17 protein-coding genes are annotated in these 16,403 nt (G+C 70.3%); 8 read left to right on the forward strand and 9 right to left on the reverse strand.

Annotated features, from left to right (window positions below):
• Positions 1 to 201: 201 nt before the first annotated feature.
• Positions 202 to 585 (forward strand): DUF1304 domain-containing protein, encoded by a 384-nt coding sequence (locus F0U44_RS14025; RefSeq protein WP_149728872.1) that lies wholly within the window; start codon positions 202 to 204, stop codon positions 583 to 585.
• 21 nt (positions 586 to 606) lie between these two features.
• Here the strand turns inward: F0U44_RS14025 and abmR are convergent, their stop codons facing one another.
• Positions 607 to 1,125, reverse strand: coding sequence for an ATP-binding transcription factor AbmR (abmR, locus tag F0U44_RS14030; protein ID WP_149728874.1), 519 nt, complete (start codon positions 1,123 to 1,125; stop codon positions 607 to 609).
• A 208-nt stretch (positions 1,126 to 1,333) separates the two neighbouring features.
• Between abmR and trpS the strand changes: the two genes are divergently transcribed.
• Entirely contained in the window at positions 1,334 to 2,290 is a 957-nt protein-coding gene (gene trpS / locus F0U44_RS14035) for a tryptophan--tRNA ligase (protein WP_149728876.1), read from the forward strand.
• A gap of 44 nt (positions 2,291 to 2,334) precedes the next feature.
• Positions 2,335 to 3,030 (forward strand): HAD family hydrolase, encoded by a 696-nt coding sequence (locus tag F0U44_RS14040; protein WP_149728878.1) that lies wholly within the window; start codon positions 2,335 to 2,337, stop codon positions 3,028 to 3,030.
• A gap of 4 nt (positions 3,031 to 3,034) precedes the next feature.
• On the opposite strand, the gene proC is transcribed toward F0U44_RS14040, so the two are convergent.
• Positions 3,035 to 3,838: a pyrroline-5-carboxylate reductase gene (gene proC, locus F0U44_RS14045; RefSeq protein WP_149728880.1), complete on the reverse strand. Its 804-nt coding sequence runs from the start codon at positions 3,836 to 3,838 to the stop codon at positions 3,035 to 3,037.
• On the opposite strand from proC, the gene F0U44_RS14050 reads away from it, so the two are divergent.
• Positions 3,837 to 4,667, forward strand: a complete 831-nt coding sequence (locus tag F0U44_RS14050) for a hypothetical protein (protein WP_149728882.1) — start codon at positions 3,837 to 3,839, stop codon at positions 4,665 to 4,667. The genes proC and F0U44_RS14050 overlap by 2 nt on opposite strands.
• 6 nt (positions 4,668 to 4,673) lie before the next feature.
• On the opposite strand, the gene F0U44_RS14055 is transcribed toward F0U44_RS14050, so the two are convergent.
• From F0U44_RS14055 to F0U44_RS14075, 5 genes are all read right to left on the reverse strand, one after another.
• Positions 4,674 to 5,639 carry a proline dehydrogenase family protein gene (locus F0U44_RS14055; RefSeq protein ID WP_149728884.1) on the reverse strand — a complete coding sequence of 322 codons (966 nt, stop codon included), beginning with the start codon at positions 5,637 to 5,639 and terminating at the stop codon, positions 4,674 to 4,676.
• 229 nt (positions 5,640 to 5,868) lie between these two features.
• Positions 5,869 to 6,606 (reverse strand): ABC transporter permease, encoded by a 738-nt coding sequence (locus F0U44_RS14060; RefSeq protein WP_149728886.1) that lies wholly within the window; start codon positions 6,604 to 6,606, stop codon positions 5,869 to 5,871.
• The gene (locus tag F0U44_RS14065) at positions 6,603 to 7,322 is read right to left on the reverse strand and encodes an ABC transporter ATP-binding protein (protein ID WP_149728888.1); all 720 of its coding nucleotides are present in this window, start codon (positions 7,320 to 7,322) and stop codon (positions 6,603 to 6,605) included. The genes F0U44_RS14060 and F0U44_RS14065 overlap by 4 nt, the downstream gene beginning before the upstream one ends.
• Positions 7,319 to 8,179 carry a sugar phosphate isomerase/epimerase family protein gene (locus F0U44_RS14070; RefSeq protein ID WP_149728890.1) on the reverse strand — a complete coding sequence of 287 codons (861 nt, stop codon included), beginning with the start codon at positions 8,177 to 8,179 and terminating at the stop codon, positions 7,319 to 7,321. Before F0U44_RS14070 ends, F0U44_RS14065 begins: the two co-directional genes overlap by 4 nt.
• A gap of 1 nt (position 8,180) precedes the next feature.
• Positions 8,181 to 9,137, reverse strand: a complete 957-nt coding sequence (locus F0U44_RS14075) for a Ppx/GppA family phosphatase (RefSeq protein ID WP_149728891.1) — start codon at positions 9,135 to 9,137, stop codon at positions 8,181 to 8,183.
• A gap of 57 nt (positions 9,138 to 9,194) precedes the next feature.
• Here F0U44_RS14075 and F0U44_RS14080 point away from each other — a divergent pair, with 57 nt between their 5' ends.
• The 3 genes from F0U44_RS14080 (at position 9,195) to F0U44_RS14090 (ending at position 11,402) form a co-directional block, all read left to right on the forward strand.
• The gene (locus tag F0U44_RS14080; protein ID WP_149728892.1) at positions 9,195 to 9,962 is read left to right on the forward strand and encodes a DUF3109 family protein; all 768 of its coding nucleotides are present in this window, start codon (positions 9,195 to 9,197) and stop codon (positions 9,960 to 9,962) included.
• A gap of 91 nt (positions 9,963 to 10,053) precedes the next feature.
• The gene (locus F0U44_RS14085; protein ID WP_149728893.1) at positions 10,054 to 10,692 is read left to right on the forward strand and encodes a VOC family protein; all 639 of its coding nucleotides are present in this window, start codon (positions 10,054 to 10,056) and stop codon (positions 10,690 to 10,692) included.
• A gap of 5 nt (positions 10,693 to 10,697) precedes the next feature.
• Entirely contained in the window at positions 10,698 to 11,402 is a 705-nt protein-coding gene (locus F0U44_RS14090; protein ID WP_149728894.1) for a class I SAM-dependent methyltransferase, read from the forward strand.
• A gap of 28 nt (positions 11,403 to 11,430) precedes the next feature.
• Here F0U44_RS14090 and F0U44_RS14095 read toward each other — a convergent pair whose 3' ends face one another.
• Both F0U44_RS14095 and F0U44_RS14100 read right to left on the reverse strand, forming a co-directional pair.
• Complete coding sequence (locus F0U44_RS14095; RefSeq protein ID WP_149728895.1) at positions 11,431 to 13,761, reverse strand: right-handed parallel beta-helix repeat-containing protein; 2,331 nt, start codon at positions 13,759 to 13,761, stop codon at positions 11,431 to 11,433.
• A gap of 48 nt (positions 13,762 to 13,809) precedes the next feature.
• The gene (locus F0U44_RS14100) at positions 13,810 to 14,859 is read right to left on the reverse strand and encodes a LacI family DNA-binding transcriptional regulator (RefSeq protein WP_149728896.1); all 1,050 of its coding nucleotides are present in this window, start codon (positions 14,857 to 14,859) and stop codon (positions 13,810 to 13,812) included.
• Positions 14,860 to 14,950: 91 nt separating this feature from the next.
• On the opposite strand from F0U44_RS14100, the gene radA reads away from it, so the two are divergent.
• The gene (radA, locus tag F0U44_RS14105) at positions 14,951 to 16,366 is read left to right on the forward strand and encodes a DNA repair protein RadA (protein WP_149728897.1); all 1,416 of its coding nucleotides are present in this window, start codon (positions 14,951 to 14,953) and stop codon (positions 16,364 to 16,366) included.
• Positions 16,367 to 16,403: the final 37 nt, after the last annotated feature.

The raw sequence follows: 16,403 nt of genomic DNA on the forward strand, positions 1-16,403 counted from the left end.
CTGCGCGCCCGTCACCGCCTTCCCCAGCTGTGAACAGCGGACGCCTAGGCGTGAGAATAGAGCCAGATGTGACTCATGGGGAAGAGATTCACCACTGGAACTTTTGTGACTCGGCGTGTCGACTTGACGGTACCCCTCAAATCAAATTGGCCACACGGGCAACAGAGTTCACGCGAAGGCCCCACTGTGGGACGCTGCAGCATGCTCACGGTCGGCCTCGTCCTCGCCGGGCTCGCAGCCCTGCTCCACGTCTACATCTTCTTCATGGAGTCGCTGGCGTGGACCAAGCCCAGCACCCGGGCGGTCTTCGGCACCACCGCCGAGGAAGCCGAGACGACCAAGGAGCTCGCCTACAACCAGGGCTTCTACAACCTGTTCCTCGCCGTCGTGAGCGGCATCGGGATCGCGCTGACCGCGGCCGACAAGGACGAGGTCGGGCCTGCTCTGGTGCTGGCCGGCGTCGGTTCGATGCTCGCCGCGGCGATCGTGCTGGTCGCCTCCAACCCATCCCGCGCCTCGGCCGCGACCAAGCAGGGCCTGGTGCCGCTGCTCGCCGTCGTCGCCGTCGTGATCGGGCTGCAGTAGGCCCCAGCAGCCCGCAGCAGCTCAGCCCTGCGCGGCTCCGGGGCCGCGTCGCCGGACTTCCTCGACCTGGACCAAGGACTCACGCAGGTCGGTCAACCACTCGTCGCTGTGCTGCTGGACCAGGCGCACGCACCAGCCGAGCGCATCGCTGCGGCTGCGCGCCACGCCTCCGGCGACCAGCAGGTCGAGCACGCGACGCTCGGGCTGGCGCAGGCGTGTCATGACCGGGGCCGCGACGTGCGTGTAGAGGGCGCGGGTCTCGTCGCACTCCACGCCCCAGGACACCTTGCGGTCGAAACGGCGCTCGGCCTCCCGCGCCACGGTCATCCGAGCTGCACGCGTGCGCTCGCGGAACTCGGCGATCCGCCCCTCGATGGTCGCCGCACGCTCGGCGTCGGAGACGTCCTCGGCGAGGTCGGGCGCGGGGATCTTGCCGACGACGGTGATCTCCTCGCGGTCGACGACGACGTCGACCAGCTCGACGAAGAGGTCCTCAGGAAGGCGGCCGGCGAACCAGCCTCGGATCTCGTCTGCACTCATGTAATTATGATTACTCGCTTGCACCAGGAAGACAAGGGCCGACCGCCGCCGATGTGCGACCATGACGAGGTGCTGACCTCGTCGTACTGCTGGTGGCTCGCCTGACGGCGGCCCACCTCAGCACACCCACCCATCGGCCGCCTGCGGGCGGCCGATCGTCGTTTTCGGCCTCTGGCCGCCCGCGGGCCCACCCCCTGAAGGACCTGCGATGACCCACCTGTCCCTGCTCAAGCCGACCGGGCACCTGACGCTCGGCAACCACCTGGGCGCCCTCCGACCGATGCGCGAGGCGGCGACCGGCGACTCCTACTACGGGATCGCCGACCTCCACGCCCTCACCGTGGCCCACGACCCCGCGGCACTGCGCGCGCTCGTGCAGGAGATGGCGACCCTCCTCCTCGCCGTCGGCCTGGAGCCGGCAACGCTCTTCGTGCAGAGCCACGTCCCGGCGCACAGCGAGCTCGCCTACCTACTCGAGTGCACGGCGACGACGGGCGAGCTCAACCGGATGATCCAGTTCAAGGAGAAGGGTCGCGGCGTGCCGACGACCCGGGCCTCCCTCTTCACCTACCCGGTGCTGATGGCCGCCGACATCCTGCTCTACCGCGCCGAGCGGGTGCCGGTCGGCGACGACCAGCGCCAGCACGTCGAGCTCACCCGCGATCTCGCGCTGCGCTTCAACCAGGCCTACGGCCCGGTCTTCACCGTCCCGGAGATCGCGACACCGGCCGCGGGCGCGCGGGTGATGGATCTGCAGGACCCCACGACCAAGATGGGCAAGTCCCACCAGTCCGGAGCGGGGATCATCTACCTGCTCGACCCGCCCGACATCATCCGACGGAAGGTCGCGCGCGCCGTGACCGACTCCGCCACCGGGTCGGCGGCGGTGCGTCGGGACCGCGCGACCAAGCCGGGCGTGACCAATCTGATCGACATCCTCGAGGCGTGCGGCGGGTCGGCGGACGGGTTGTCGTCGTACGGCGCGCTCAAGACCGCCGTGACCGAGGCGGTCGTCGAGGAGCTGGCCCCGATCCAGAAGCGGTACGCCGACCTCGCCTGCGACCCGGCCTCCGTGACTGCCGTTTACGCCGCGGGCGCGGAGCGCTGCCGGGAGGTGACCGCGCCTGTGCTCGCGGCGGCACGGGCGGCGATCGGGCTGGGGTGAGCCTCGGTGGATGAACTGTCGGCGGTCCTTGCGAGGATGGGCGCATGCCCGTCTCCGGAGTCCTCTTCGACCTGGACGACACCCTGTTCGACCACCGCGGTGCGGCTGACCGCGGCGTCCGTTCGTGGCTCGGCCACCTGGGGCTCGACGGCATGCTCGAGGACCACGTCGAGCGCTGGTTCGCGCTCGAGGCCTTCCACCACGAACGCTTTCAGCGCCGCGAGATCTCCCACGTCGAGCAGCGCCGGGCCCGCATCCGGGCGTTCCTGCCGGGGTGGGACCTCGCCGACGACACCCTCGCCGACGACACGTTCGCCGGCTACCTCGCCTGCTACCGGGCGGCCTGGTCGGCGTTCACCGACGCCGCTGCTGCTCTCGAGCAGGCCCTCGGCGCCGGGCTCAGGGTCGGCATCCTGACCAACGGCGACCAGGCCATCCAAGAGACGAAGGTCCAGCGCACCGGCCTGGCGTCCTTCGGCGTCCCGGTCTTCGCGTCCTCGTCACTACCCGCGGCCAAGCCCGACCCGCGCGCCTTCCACGAGGTGTGCGCGCGCCTCGGCGTTGCCCCCCAGGACTGCGTGATGGTCGGCGACTCCCTGCGCCACGACGTGCGTGGTGCCTCCGGCGCAGGTCTGACCGCGGTCCTCGTCGACCGCGCCGGCCGCTACGACCGCCGGCGTGCGGAGGTCGCGGGCGTCACCCGCATCCGGTCGCTCGCCGAGCTGCGCTGGGCGAGCTGAGGGGCTAGTTCCCGGAGGCGAGCTCGCGCGACCGGTCGCGCGCAGCCTCCAGCGCGGCCAGGAAGGCAGCGCGCACCTTGTGGACCTCGAGCTCGCGCAGCGCGGCCGCCGTGGTGCCCGCCGGCGAGGTGACCTGCTCGCGCAGCACCGTCGGGTGCTCGCCGGTCTCGCTCAGCATCGCCGCTGACCCGACCAACGTCTGGATGGTGAGCTCGCTGGCCGTCGTACGAGGAAGGCCGAGGTGAACGCCCGCCTCGATCATCGACTCGACGACGAAGAAGATGTAGGCCGGCCCCGAGCCGCTGATCGCCGTGACCGCGTCCTGCTGCTTCTCGGGCACGATCAAGACCTTGCCGACCGAGGCCATCAGCCCCTCCGCCTCGGCCAGGTGCGCGTCGTCGCAGTGGGAGCCGGCCGAGATCGCCGACATCCCCTGGTCGACCAGAGCGGGCGTGTTGGGCATGACCCTCACGACGGCGACGCCCTCGGGCACGTGCGACTCGATGAACGCGGTGGTGATGCCGGCCGCCAGCGAGACGAGCAGCTGACCGGGCCGGAGCACCGGTGCGATCTCGCGCAGCACGTCGGCCATGTCCTGCGGCTTCACGACGAGCGCGACCGTGTCGGCCTTCGTCGCCGCTTCGATGTTGGAGACGACCGCGACGCCGTACCGCTCCTCGAGCTCGGCGGCGCGCGCCTCGCGCTTCTCGCCGACGAGGAGCTGGTCGACGCGGCGACCCGCGCGGACCAGGCCGGACAGGAGGGTCTCACCCATCACTCCGGCGCCGATGACGGCGGTCTGCTTCATGGCTGTGCTCGCTCTCCTGAACCAAGGATCTGACGAGGATTCTCGCATCCTGTTGAATCTCGGTGTGCAACGTGTGACTCGGGCTCTCACCACGATCGCTTTCGGGCTCTCGGTCGCGTCGTGCTCGGGCGCCGGGCACGGCGCCGACTCGTCGGAGCCCACGGAGCCCGTTTCTCCCGCCACCACGCCGCCTGCGCTACCAACGGAGTACATCCCGACCCCGCCGCCTGAGTTCACCAGCGAGATCCACGCCTTCGACTGCCGTGCGTTCGCAGACCGCCCCGAGGTTGCTCGGCTTGTTGGCGGGGAGTTCGGAAACTTCATCGTCGACCGCGTCGAGCCGGGCGCGCCCTACGCCTGCTTCGGTTGGATCGCGGACGGGGAGCGAGCAGGCTCTCAGTTCATCTTCTCGGTGACCCCGGCCAGCGAATCAGTGGTGCTCCTCCGCCCGTCACTCAAGGCATTGGTAGGCGATCCGACCCTCAGCCCCGACCAATTGGCGGTCGTGAATCACGCACTCGAGTTCATTCGCGGTGGCCCCGCTGACGACGAGGAGAGCTGCGCAGTCTTCTCCGACGTGGCCACCGCCCTCCATGGGCAGATTGCCGGGGCGAACTACATCGTGCGCGCCATCACGGACGAAGACCCCGAGAGACTGGCTGCGTTTTCCTGCACAGAAGGTATCTACGTCGCCTTCATCCTCGGCGGGACGCCGAAGATCACGGGTCTGGATGACGCTGCCCGCGATCGGATTCGCAATGCAGTCGCCGCCTATAGTCCCGGCGAGCTCACCGAGTACGTCCCGTGGCAGCCCGGTCTTCCGGCCTGAGGTCGGTCAGCTCTTCTTGATCAGCGAGGTCAGGAAGAAGGTCAGGTTGCGGGGGCGCTCCGCGAGGCGGCGCATGAGGTAGCCGTACCACTCGGTGCCGTAGGGGATGTAGACCCGCATCGTCTCGCCGGCCTCGGCCAGCCGGCGCTGCTCAGCGGGCCGGATGCCGTAGAGCATCTGGAACTCGTAGCTGCCCTGCGCGCGGCCGTAGCGGCTCGCCAGCGAGGACGCGATCTCGATGAGGCGCGGGTCGTGACTGGCGATCATCGGGTAGCAGTCGCCGTCGGGGCTGGTGTGGCCGAGCAGGATCTTCAGGCAGCGCACGTAGGACTTGTCGACCTCAGCAGGGTCGGTGTAGGCGACCTCGGAGGGCTCGTCGTAGGCGCCCTTGCAGAGCCGGACCCGGCTGCCGGCGTAGGCGAGCGCGCGACAGTCGGCTTCAGTGCGGTGGAGGTAGGCCTGCAGTACCGCGCCGGTCTCGGGGAAGTCCTTGCGGAGCTCGCGCAGGATCGAGAGCGTCTGGTCGGTGGTGGTGTGGTCCTCCATGTCGAGGGTCACCGTGGTGCCGGCGTTGCGGGCGGCCCGGCAGATCGCCCGGGCGTTCTCGAGCGCGATCTTGCGGCCCCCACCCGGCGCGATGTCCTCATCGAGGGACAGCCCGATCGCGGTCAGCTTCACGCTCACCTCCGCGCGGCGCGCGAGACCCTTCGCCGAGAGCCGCTTGAGGAGGTCGAGGTAGGCCGCGACCGTCGCGTCGGCCTGGTCGAGGTCGGTCGTGTCCTCACCCAGGTAGTCGAGCGTGACGTTGATCCCCTCGGCCGCCAACGACGCTGCGGCCGCCACGGCCTCCTCGGTGTGCTCACCGGGCACGTAGGAGCGCACCACCGCCGCCGACACCGGCATGGTGGTGATCAGCCGCTTCACGGTTTCGCTCCGAGAGAGGAACAGCAGCGAGTCACGCAGAGGACGCATACCTCCAAAGGTACGACGCTCGCCGTACTCCTCACACATCGCCGCAGTGACCCGTCAGTAACTACCCAACGCCCCGTTTGGTGCTTACGCACCCGCGAAGTGTCGGGGTTGAGCGCGCGAGGTGTCGGGGTTGAGCGGTCGAGGTGTCACACCTCGGCTCACCAACCCTGACACCTCGTCAGCGCAACACCGACACTTCGTCAGCGCAAGCGCGACACTTCGCGGGGGGTCAGGGGCTCTGGCGGCGGAGGGTGGCGGCACCGAGGGCGAGGCCGGCGACGGCGTACGCCGCCACGACGGCCAGGTCGCGCCAGACCTCGCCGGTCGCCGGCGAGCGGGTGAGGTGCTGCATGGCGTCGACGGCGTAGGAGAGCGGGAGGACGTCGCTGACGCTGCCGAGTACGTCGGGCAGGCGGTCGCGCGGGACGAACAGCCCGCACAGGAGGATCTGCGGGATCACGAGGGCGGGCATGAACTGGACGGCCTGGAACTCGGTCCGAGCGAAGGCACTCACGAACAGGCCCAGGGCGCTGCCGAGCACCGCATCGGCGACCGCGACGACGGTGAGCAGCCAGACCGGACCGACGATCGTGAGGTCGAGCAGACCGACGCTGATGCCGACGGCTGCGACCGACTGCACCGCGGCGACGATGCCGAAGGCGAGGGCGTAGCCGAAGAGGAAGTCGAGCTTGCCCATCGGCATCGCGAGCAGCCGCTCGAGGGTGCCGCCCGACCGCTCCCGCAAGGTCGTGACGCTGGTGACCAGGAACATCACGATGAAGGGGAACATCGCCAGCAACGCCGGGCCGAGCCGGTCGAAGCTGTCACCGGGGAGGTCGTCGAACATCCACCACAGCAGGCTGATCAGCAGGCAGGGCAGCACCAGCATGATCGCGAGCGTGCGGTGGTCGCGGCGCAACTGCGTCAGCACCCGGGCGGCGATGGCGCCGGTGATGCGCGGGTTCATGCGGCGTCGCCCCGGACGATCGCGAGGAACGCCTGCTCGATGTCGGCCGACTCCGCCAGGCCGGCCTGCTGTTTGATCTCTGCGGGGGTGCCGTCGGCGATGAAGACCCCGTCACGCATCAGGAGCAGCCGGTCGCAGCGTTCGGCCTCGTCCATGACGTGACTGGAGACGAGGACGGCGACGCCGTCGTCCGCGAGCCGGTGGAAGGTGCCCCACAGCTCCTCGCGCAGCACCGGGTCGAGGCCGACCGTCGGCTCGTCGAGGACCAGCAGGCTGGGGCTGCCGAGCAGCGCCACCGCGAGACTGGCCCGCGAGCGCTGTCCGCCGCTCAGCTTCGCGACGACGTCGTCGGCGTGGTCGACGAGGTCCACCGCCTCGACACAGCGGGCCACCTCGGCCCTGCCGACGCCGAGCACCCGCGCGAAGAAGGTGAGGTTCTCGGTGACGCTCAGGTCGTCGTAGATGCTCGGCGCCTGCGTGACGTAGCCGATCCGGGGCCGCAGCACCGGTGACCCGGCGGGCTCGCCGAAGACGGTCACCGTGCCGGTCACGCCCGCCTGGACGCCGACCAGCGTGCGCATCAGGGTCGACTTCCCGCAGCCCGACGGCCCGAGCAACCCGGTCACCTGCCCGGTCGGGATCGCGAAGTCGAGGCCGTGCAGCACTTCCCGCTTGCCGCGGGTGACGACGAGAGAGGCGACCTCGACCGCGTTCACGACCCGGCGCCCGACTCCCGGGCCTCGGCCCCCACCTCGACGTCGGTCGTGGCGTCGGTGACCTGCGGTGTCAGGTGCTCGCGGGCGAAGTCGAGCGAGGCCCGCAGGTCAGCCTCCCGCTCCTCGCGGGTGGTGCAGCGTCGCGTGTTGATCTCGAGCACGACCTCACCCGAGAAGCCCGTGGCGACCAGGTGGCGCAGGAACGAGCCCGCTCCCATCGCCCCGCGACCGGGCACCAGGTGCTCGTCCTTGGGCGACCCGGAGCCGTCGGTGAGGTGGATGTGCCGCAGCCGCGGACCGAGCCGCTTGGCCATCGCGATCGGGTCGGCATGGGCGATCGCCGCGTGGGACAGGTCGATCGTGGTGTTGGCGTAGTCCTCGTCGGAGGGGTCCCAGCTCGGGAGGTACATCTCGAGGTGGCGCTTCGCGGACGCCCGCCACGGATACATGTTCTCGACGGCGAAGGCGATCCCCGTCGACTCCTCCAGCGCGGCGATGCCGTTGACGAAGTCGCGCGCGTAGTCACGCTGCCACCGAAACGGCGGGTGGACGACGACGACCTCGGCGCCCACCGCCTTCGCCATCTCCGCGGAACGTTCGAGCTTGCCCCAGGGCTCGAGGCCCCAGACCCGTTGCGTGAAGAGCAGGCACGGCGAGTGGATCGCCGACACGGGCAGCTGGTGGTGGTCGATCAACTGGAGGATCGCGTTGGTCTGCTGGGAGAGCGCGTCGATCCCGACCATCACCTCGACGGCCTCGTAGCCGACCTCGGCGGCCCATGCGAAACCGTGGGCGGTCGACTCGGGATAGACCGAGGAGGTCGACAGCCCGATCCGCGGACGCCCCGAGCCGGACACGTCAGTCCTCGTCGGCGCCGTGCGCTCCGACGACCTCGCCGAGCTTGTCGATGCGCTCGAGGATCACGCCCTCGCGCAGCGCCCACGGGCAGATCTCGAGGTCTGCCAGGTCGAAGATGTCCATGCACGCTTCGGCAACCAGCGCGCCCGGCACGATCTGGTGGGTGCGGCTCGGCGAGACCCCAGGGAGGTCGGCGAGCTCCTCGGCGCTCATCGCGACCAGCTTGGGGATCCACTCGCGCAGGTCGGCGAGCGCCAGCGAGCGCGGCACGAGCGGCCCCTCGGTCGACGGCGCGGCGCCACAGATACGGGCGAGCGAACGGAAGGTCTTGGAGGTCGCAGCGGCGCGGTGCGTCGTACCGGTGCGGAGCACGTGGCCAGCGTCCTTGGCCATGTCGGCGCGGATGGACCGGCGGATCTTCTTCAGCTCGGCGTCATCGAGCGGCGAGGAGAAGTACGTCGATGCCAGGCGCGCGGCGCCGAGCGGCAGCGACTGCGCCACGTCGGGACGTTCGTCGGCACCGGAGGCGATCTCCAGCGAGCCACCACCGATGTCGAACACGGTGAGCTTGCCGGCCGACCACCCGAACCACCGTCGTACGGCGAGGAAGGTCAGCCGGGCCTCGTCCTCACCGGAGAGCACCTCGATCGCGACCCCGGTGCGGTCGCGTACGTGGTCGAGCACCGCCTGGGAGTTGGCCGAGTCGCGCACCGCGGAGGTGGCGAACGACAGCATCTCCTCGCAGCCCTTCTCCTCGGCCACGACGAGCGCCTCGGCGGTGAAGGAGGTCAGCGCGTCGATGCCGGTCTGCGACACCGCACCCTGGTCGTCGAGGTGCTCGGCGAGCCGCAGCGGCTGCTTGAGCGAGAACGCCGGGAGCGGAGCAGCACCATCATGGGCGTCGACCACCAGGAGATGGCCGGTGTTCGAGCCGATGTCCAGCACGCCCAACCGCATGCGACCACCGTATCGCCCTTGCACGAGGAGTCACGGCGGGACGAGTAGGTTTGCCCAGTGCCCGAGGTCTCCCTGGACTTTCCCCGCGCCTACGTGGAGTTCGTCAACCCTGCTGACGAGACCGAGACGATGCGCTGTGACCTCACCTGGTTGACCTCGTCCTTCACCTGCATCTTCGGCCAGGGCTGCAAGGGCATCTACGCCGACTCCCCCGACACCGGCTGCTGCACGCTCGGCGCGCACTTCAGCGACAAGGACGACGAGGAGCGGGTCGCCGTCTTCGTCGAGCAGCTGACGCCCGAGCAGTGGCAGTTCCACCCCGGGCGGCCCAGCGGCAGGATCAAGCGGAGCGACTGGGTCGACAAGGACGAGGACGGCGAGCGCAAGACGCGCTCCCACGAGGTCGGCGGCCAGCGCGGCTGCGTCTTCCACAACCGCGCCGACTTCGCGACCGGCGCGGGCTGCGCTCTGCACGGACTCGCGCTCGAGCAGGGCAAGAACCCGCTCGAGACCAAGCCCGACGTGTGCTGGCAGCTGCCGATCCGGCGGCTCTACCGCAACGTCGAGCGCCAGGACGGCACCACCTACACCGAGGTGACGATCACCGAGTACGACCGCCGCGGCTGGGGCGCTGGGGGCCACGACCTCGACTGGTACTGCTCGGGCAACACCGAGGCACACGTCGCGGTCGAGCCGGTCTACATCACCAACGAGCCCGAGCTCGTCGAGCTGATGGGGCGGGCGGCCTACGACGAGCTGGTCCGGCACTGCGAGGCCCACCTGCGCTCGCGGTCGGCCCTCGCGATCCATCCGGCCGACCGCTGACCGGCGACGTACGACGGCGCCGGACTCTCGACGTCAAGAGAACCGGACCCCGATTCTTCGCGCACATGAGCGCAGGCTGAGAATGTCTGACATGCGCCTGGATCACCTGTCGTACGCCGCCGGACCCGATGGACTTGCGGCCACCGCCGCCCGACTCGGCGCAGCCCTCGGGTGCGAGTTCATCGACGGCGGGGTGCACCCGCGGTTCGGCACGCGCAACATGATCCTTCCGCTGGCCGACTCGACCTACCTCGAGGTCGTCGAGGCGCTCGACCACCCGGCGTCCGACAAGGCGCCGTTCGGCCAGGCGGTCAAGGCACGTTCGGCCCTCGGTGGCGGTTGGCTCGGCTGGGTCGTCTCCGTTCCGGACATCACGCCCGTCGAGGAGCGCCTCGGTCGCTCCGCCGCAGTCGGCAGCCGGCACCGCCCTGACGGCACCGAGCTGCGCTGGAAGCAGATCGGCGTCAACGGCCTGATCGCCGACCCGCAGCTCCCGTTCTTCATCCAGTGGGAGGTCACCGGCGACCTCCACCCGTCCGCCGGCGCCGACGGCTCCGTCTCCCTCGCGGGCATCGAGATCGCCGGCGACCCGCAGCGGGTCAGCGAGTGGCTCGGCGAGAGCGTCGAGGCGCCCCTCGAAGACGTCAAGGTCGAGTGGGTCGCCCCGCACGGCACGCCCGGCATCCTCGCCGCCCAGGTGCAGACGCCGGCAGGCATCGTCCGCCTCTGAGCGCCATGTCAGAACGGCCGGCACCCGGCGCGGTGCCGAGTCCGAACATCTGGCAGCACACCGCCACCTACGAGCTCGAGAACCGCGCCGCCGACCCCGACGGCACCCTCTGGTCGGCCCTCGAGTCGCACGTCTCGTGGCGTGATCGCACGGTGCTCGACCTCGGCTGCGGCACCGGCTTCCACCTCCCGCTGTTCGCCGCCACCGCGGCCCGCGTCATCGGCGTCGAGCCGCACCCGGCACTCGTCCGGCTGGCGCAGCGTCGTACGCGCTCGTTGACGAACGTCGAGGTCGTCAACGGCACCGCGCAGCAGGTCCCGCTGCCCGACGCGTCCGTCGACGTCATGCACGTGCGGTGGGCCTACTTCTTCGGACCAGGCTGCGAGCCGGGCCTGGCCGAGCTCGATCGCGTGGTCCGCCCCGGCGGCACTGCGCTCGTCATCGACAACGACGGCTCACGCTCCACCTTCGGCGCCTGGTTCCGGCAGGGCTATCCCCACCTGCCGACGCCGACCGAGATCGAGCGCTTCTGGTCGCAGCGCGGCTGGACCCGCACCCCGGTCGACATGGGCTGGCGGTTCGAGAGCCGCGCCGACCTCGAGTCGGTGGTGCGGATCGAGTTCAAGCGCGAGGTCGCCGACGCGATCCTGAGGCACCACGAGGGCCTCGAGGTCGACTACGCCGTCAACCTCTGGACCCGCACCTTCTGAACGCGCCAGGTCGCCACGGATCGGGAGGTCACCCCGCCGCAGCGAACGCGGCGGCGGCCCCATAGATCTTGTAGAGGGCGAACGCACCGGCGTGGAAGGTGCTGCACCGGTCCTCGAAGAGCAGCGCGGCGTCGTTGTCGCGCAGCGACGCGCCATAGCCGAACGAGGCATCGGCAGGCCCGCCGTTGATACGGCCCGACGCGTAGTTCTTGATGCGCTGCACCATCCCGAGGCGGTGGCCGTCGTCGGCCTGTCGCCACCAACTGCAGGTGAAGGTGCTCAGCCGCCCCTCCGTGGCCACGGGCGTCGCCAGGATGACCGGGCTGACCTTCTCGGGCAGCGCGACCAGGCGCCCGTCGACGACCTTCGGGAGGCGGCCTGCGTAGGCCTTGCACAGACGGGGCGCGAGGCCGGCGCGGCAGATCGCGGCGAACTGCTCCATCCGGGCGTCGGTCGTACGGCGGTCGTTGCGCGTGCGCTGCGTGGCGTCGGGGCCGGCCTTGCCCGGCTCCTTGGGGGTCTTCGTCCAGGTGCAGGTGTTGGGATCGCCGTCGGGGTAGCCGACGACGGTGAACCCGGCGAGGCACGCGATGAGCTCGAGCTCGGCCGACAGGTTGGTCAGACCCATGCTCTTGCTGGGGTCGGTGCCGTCGTCACAGTCGGGCAGCCTGCGCGGCGTCGACGTCACGTCGGCGCCGCCGGGGCCGGTGTTGCCCCACCAGCAGTTGCCGGTGTTGCCGATGAACGAGTCCCACCAGAAATCGTGCTTGCCGTTGGGCTTCACCCGTCCCTTCAGGTCCACCCCCATGACGTTGTCGTGGATGCTGTTGCCGAACGAGGTCGTGAAGCCCAGCGGGTTGCACCCCGGCACGGGCGTCGAGGAGCCGACGGGCGGCGGGCCGCAGACGGTGGCGTCCGGGACGGCGAAGAGCATCAGGCCGCGGCGCCAGTTGTCCCAGAACCGGTTGTTGTACATCTGGTTGTAGTTGCCGCCGGCCCACCAACCGCCGGTGCCGACGGGCGCCGCGATGAACGGCTCCACGTCGCTATCAGGCTGGAACGGGTTGAAGTTGTTGGAGTAGAAGTTGTTGTGCCGGAACACGTTGCCGTGCTGCGGGAAGCCCGGGTGACCGGGCGCCGTGAACACGTCGGTGGTGAAGCCGAGCGCGTTGCCGAAGAAGTTGTTGTGCTCGACCAGGGTGCCGTGGCTGTCGGTGCCCGAGAACCCGCCGACGTTGTGGTTCATGTCGCAGTAGCGGACGACCTGGCTGAAGCGGTACTTCGGGTAGAACGGCTTGTAGCGGTGATCGGTCGAGTCCGCACCGGACCCGGGATAGATGCCCGAGTCACCGTTGCCCACGGCGTGACAGCGCTGGATGAGGCCGTGGTCCTCGACGAACGTGAGCACGCCGTAGGCACCGGCGTAGAAGGTCTTGAAGTGCTCGAACCGGTAGCCGTCGGTCTCGAGGATGTAGATGTCGTGCTCGCGGGCGTGGCGGACCGTGAGGTTGCGGAGCACGAAGCCATCGGCCCGGTCGATGAAGATGCCGACGTCCTTCTTGTAGCCGACCGCCGACGGGCCGCCGTTGCCGGCGCGCTTGTCACCGGCCTCGACGATGACGTCGTCGGCGCTGACGCCCGAACCCTCGAGCTGGAAGTTGCAGCGGATGCACTTGCCCGCGTTGGGGATGCCGTGTCGGTTCTCGCGCGGCGGTGACGGCGGGGCCGCCGTGTCGGGGCCGCGGCCGATGACGGCCACCAGGTTGGCGTCGTTGGGGCAGTGGATCTGGTAGTCGTGGCTGAGCGCGCCGGGATCGCCGCTCTCGGCCGGAATCGTGTAGCGCGCGCAGGCCGGGTCATGCGTGGGCTGCTGGCGCGAGTGCGGCTCGGTGTAGAGGCCGGGCATCACGACGACGCGGTCGTTGTTGCCGGAGTCGTTGATCGCGAACTGGATCTGCCGGTAGCCGCACACCGAGAAGAGCCGCTTGTTGACCTTCAACAGCTCGTCGGCCTGGGCCGCGCTCAGGGACCGCTTCTCGGTCGGGCGGACGTGATAGCCGTGCTTGCGCGCGCGCTCGATCGACGCACGGAGCAGTTTCATCGAGTTGTTCTGGCACACCACCCGGGTCTCGCCGCGCTGGCCCTCGGCCACCGCCGACGCGAGGCTACGCGCCTTCGGCACCGCACCACCCGCACACGGGGAGATGGAGCAGTCGGCCTTCGGGTTCGGCCAGTACGACGGCCGCTCGACGTGCGCCGAGGCCGCCGGTGCGAGCACCGACGGCAGCACGACCGCCATCAGGCCGGCAACGAGGAAGAGGACAAGGGCGTGCGGGACCATCCGGGGAGCGCGGATCACCGGGGCATCGTAAGCGAGAACACGTTCTAGCGATACGCCTTCCGTGGCTCAGCGCGCCGTGGAGCCCCGGACCGCCAGGGTCGGTGCGAGGAGCACTCCCTGGCCGTCGTAGTCATCGCGGGCGAGGAGTGACTCGAGGGCCCGGACCAGCGCGACGGCGACCTGCTCGAGCGGCTGGCGCACCGACGTCAGGCCGTGCGGCACCACTTGCGCGACCTGGGAGTCGTCGAACCCGACGACGGCGACGTCGCGGCCGGGTTGCAGGCCGCGCTCTGCGAGCGTGTGGAGTACGCCGACCGCGAGAGTGTCGGACGCACACGCGATCGCGGTCGGATGGACCGCATCGAGAAGGGCGGCGCTCGCCTCACGACCGGCATCGACCGTGTCGGGGACGGTGACCGACAACCCGTCGACGGAACGGCCATGGGCCGCCATCGCCCGCAGCCATCCGGCCTTGCGGTCCGCGCCGATGAAGGACTCGTCGGACCAACCGATCCACGCGACGCGCTCGTGACCGCGTTCGATGACGTGCTCGACGCCCAGGGCGACACCGGCCGCCCCGTCGACATCGACCCACCGGTGGGTGGCGTCGGCGTCGGCCCAGGGGCGGCCGAACGCGACGAAGGGCGCGCGCCGGTCAGTGAGCCATCGCGTCTGCGGGTTGCCGAGGTAGGTGTCGGTCACGATGAACGCGTCGACGGCTGTGGAGCGGAGCAGGTCGTCGTAGCCGCGCACCAGGTCGGCCGCGGTCGTCTCGGGCTTGCCGGGACCACCGGAGAAGAGGAGCAGGTGGTAGCCCGCCTCGCGTGAGGCCTCGACCAACGCGTGGACGAACCGGTCCATCGCGGCGTTGGCGGTGAACTCCTGCGCGGGAGACATCCGCAGCCCGATCAGGTGCGAGGCGCGGGTGCGCAGGTGGCGCGCCGCCCGGTTGGGGCGGTAGCCCAGGACCTGGATCGCGTCCTGCACCCGGGTGAGCGTCTCCGGGCGCAGCAGGTCGGGGTTGTTGATCGCGTTGGACACCGTCTGCCGGGAGACGCCGGCCCGCTCGGCGACGTCCGCGAGCGTCGGAGGCGGCGCGGGAGTGTGGTCGGGCATCGAGCTGACCTCCTCCCGTGCTGGTCGCTGCTGTGTCGAGGGCTGGTGTGTCGAGAATAGGCTGTCGGAGGTATCGCCTAGCGTCGGCCGCATGGCAACGACCTCGCGCAGCTCTCGCTCGGCCCAACGGTCGTCCTACCGCTGCTCGGAGTGCGGCTGGACCACCGCCAAGTGGGTCGGACGCTGTGGCGAGTGCCAGTCGTGGGGCTCGGTCGCCGAGGTCGGCGGCGAACCGGTCGGTCGCACGGTCGCGGCGCCGGTGACGTCTCCGGCGGTCCCGATCGGGAAGGTGCCCGCCAAGGAGGCGTTGCACTATCCCTCGGGCGTCCCCGAGCTCGACCGCGTCCTCGGCGGTGGGTTGGTGCCCGGCGCCGCTGTGCTGCTCGCCGGCGAGCCCGGCGTCGGCAAGTCGACGCTGCTGCTCGAGGTGGCTGCACGCACCGCCGCCCGCGACCAGCGCGTCCTCTACGTCACCGGTGAGGAGTCGGCCGCTCAGGTGCGACTACGGGCCGACCGCACCGACGCCGTCCACGACCAGCTCTACCTCGCGGCCGAGACCGACCTCGGCGCCGTGCTCACCCACGTGGAGGACGTCCGTCCCCGGCTCCTCGTGGTCGACTCGGTGCAGACGATCGGCGCCTCGGGCGCCGAGGGTGTGCCGGGTGGCGTGACCCAGGTCAAGGAGGTCGCCGCCGCGCTCGTCCGGGTCGCGAAGACCCGCGGCATCACCGTCGTGCTCGTCGGTCACGTCACCAAGGACGGATCGATCGCGGGCCCGCGCGTGCTCGAGCACCTCGTCGACGTCGTGCTCCACTTCGAGGGCGAGTCCGGCAGCCGCTTCCGCATGGTGCGGGCCGTCAAGAACCGGTTCGGTCCCGTCGACGAGGTCGGTTGCTTCGACCTCGGCCCCGAGGGCATCCGGGCGGTCACCGACCCGACCGGCATCTTCGTCGAGCGCCACCACGGCAAGGTCGCCGGCACCTGCGTGGCGGTGACGATGGAGGGCCGCCGGCCGCTGCTCGCGGAGGTGCAGTCGCTGGTCGCCCAGACGTCCGGCGAGCGCCCCCGCCGTACGACGTCGGGCGTCGACGGCTCACGACTGGCCATGGTGCTCGCGGTGCTCCAGCAACACTGCGGCATCGCGCTGAGCCAACGCGACGTCTTCGCCTCCACCGTCGGAGGCGCCAAGGTCACCGAGCCTGCGGCCGACCTCGCGCTCGCGATCTCGCTGGCCTCCTCGCACTTCCTCAACCCGACGCCGCGCGGCGTCGTCGCCATGGGCGAGATCGGCCTGTCGGGCGAGCTGCGACGGGTGCGCGACGTCCAGCAACGACTGTCCGAGGCCGCACGGCTCGGCTTCGAGCTCGCGGTCGTGCCCGCCGAGGTCGGGTCGTCCTCACGCCAGCGCACCATCGACGGGATGCGGGTGCTCGAGGTGCCCGACGTCGGCTCGGCCCTTCGTCGGCTCGAGCTGCACCGGTCCTTCAAGCTCATCGAGGGCGGCTAAGCGTTAACAGGGCAGCGGCGGTAGGTCGTTGGCTCTA

It is taken from the genome of Nocardioides humilatus (genome assembly GCF_008373755.1).
Taxonomy (GTDB): domain Bacteria; phylum Actinomycetota; class Actinomycetes; order Propionibacteriales; family Nocardioidaceae; genus Nocardioides; species Nocardioides humilatus.

Bases quoted from the DNA above. Each gene is read 5' to 3' on its own strand.
- F0U44_RS14025 (WP_149728872.1), top strand. From the start codon at position 202: ATGCTCACGGTCGGCCTCGTCCTCGCCGGGCTCGCAGCCCTGCTCCAC.
- abmR (WP_149728874.1), bottom strand. From the start codon at position 1,125: ATGAGTGCAGACGAGATCCGAGGCTGGTTCGCCGGCCGCCTTCCTGAG.
- trpS (WP_149728876.1), top strand. From the start codon at position 1,334: ATGACCCACCTGTCCCTGCTCAAGCCGACCGGGCACCTGACGCTCGGC.
- F0U44_RS14040 (WP_149728878.1), top strand. From the start codon at position 2,335: ATGCCCGTCTCCGGAGTCCTCTTCGACCTGGACGACACCCTGTTCGAC.
- F0U44_RS14050 (WP_149728882.1), top strand. From the start codon at position 3,837: ATGGCTGTGCTCGCTCTCCTGAACCAAGGATCTGACGAGGATTCTCGC.
- proC (WP_149728880.1), bottom strand. From the start codon at position 3,838: ATGAAGCAGACCGCCGTCATCGGCGCCGGAGTGATGGGTGAGACCCTC.
- F0U44_RS14055 (WP_149728884.1), bottom strand. From the start codon at position 5,639: ATGCGTCCTCTGCGTGACTCGCTGCTGTTCCTCTCTCGGAGCGAAACC.
- F0U44_RS14060 (WP_149728886.1), bottom strand. From the start codon at position 6,606: ATGAACCCGCGCATCACCGGCGCCATCGCCGCCCGGGTGCTGACGCAG.
- F0U44_RS14075 (WP_149728891.1), bottom strand. From the start codon at position 9,137: ATGCGGTTGGGCGTGCTGGACATCGGCTCGAACACCGGCCATCTCCTG.
- F0U44_RS14085 (WP_149728893.1), top strand. From the start codon at position 10,054: ATGCGCCTGGATCACCTGTCGTACGCCGCCGGACCCGATGGACTTGCG.
- F0U44_RS14090 (WP_149728894.1), top strand. From the start codon at position 10,698: ATGTCAGAACGGCCGGCACCCGGCGCGGTGCCGAGTCCGAACATCTGG.
- F0U44_RS14100 (WP_149728896.1), bottom strand. From the start codon at position 14,859: ATGCCCGACCACACTCCCGCGCCGCCTCCGACGCTCGCGGACGTCGCC.
- radA (WP_149728897.1), top strand. From the start codon at position 14,951: ATGGCAACGACCTCGCGCAGCTCTCGCTCGGCCCAACGGTCGTCCTAC.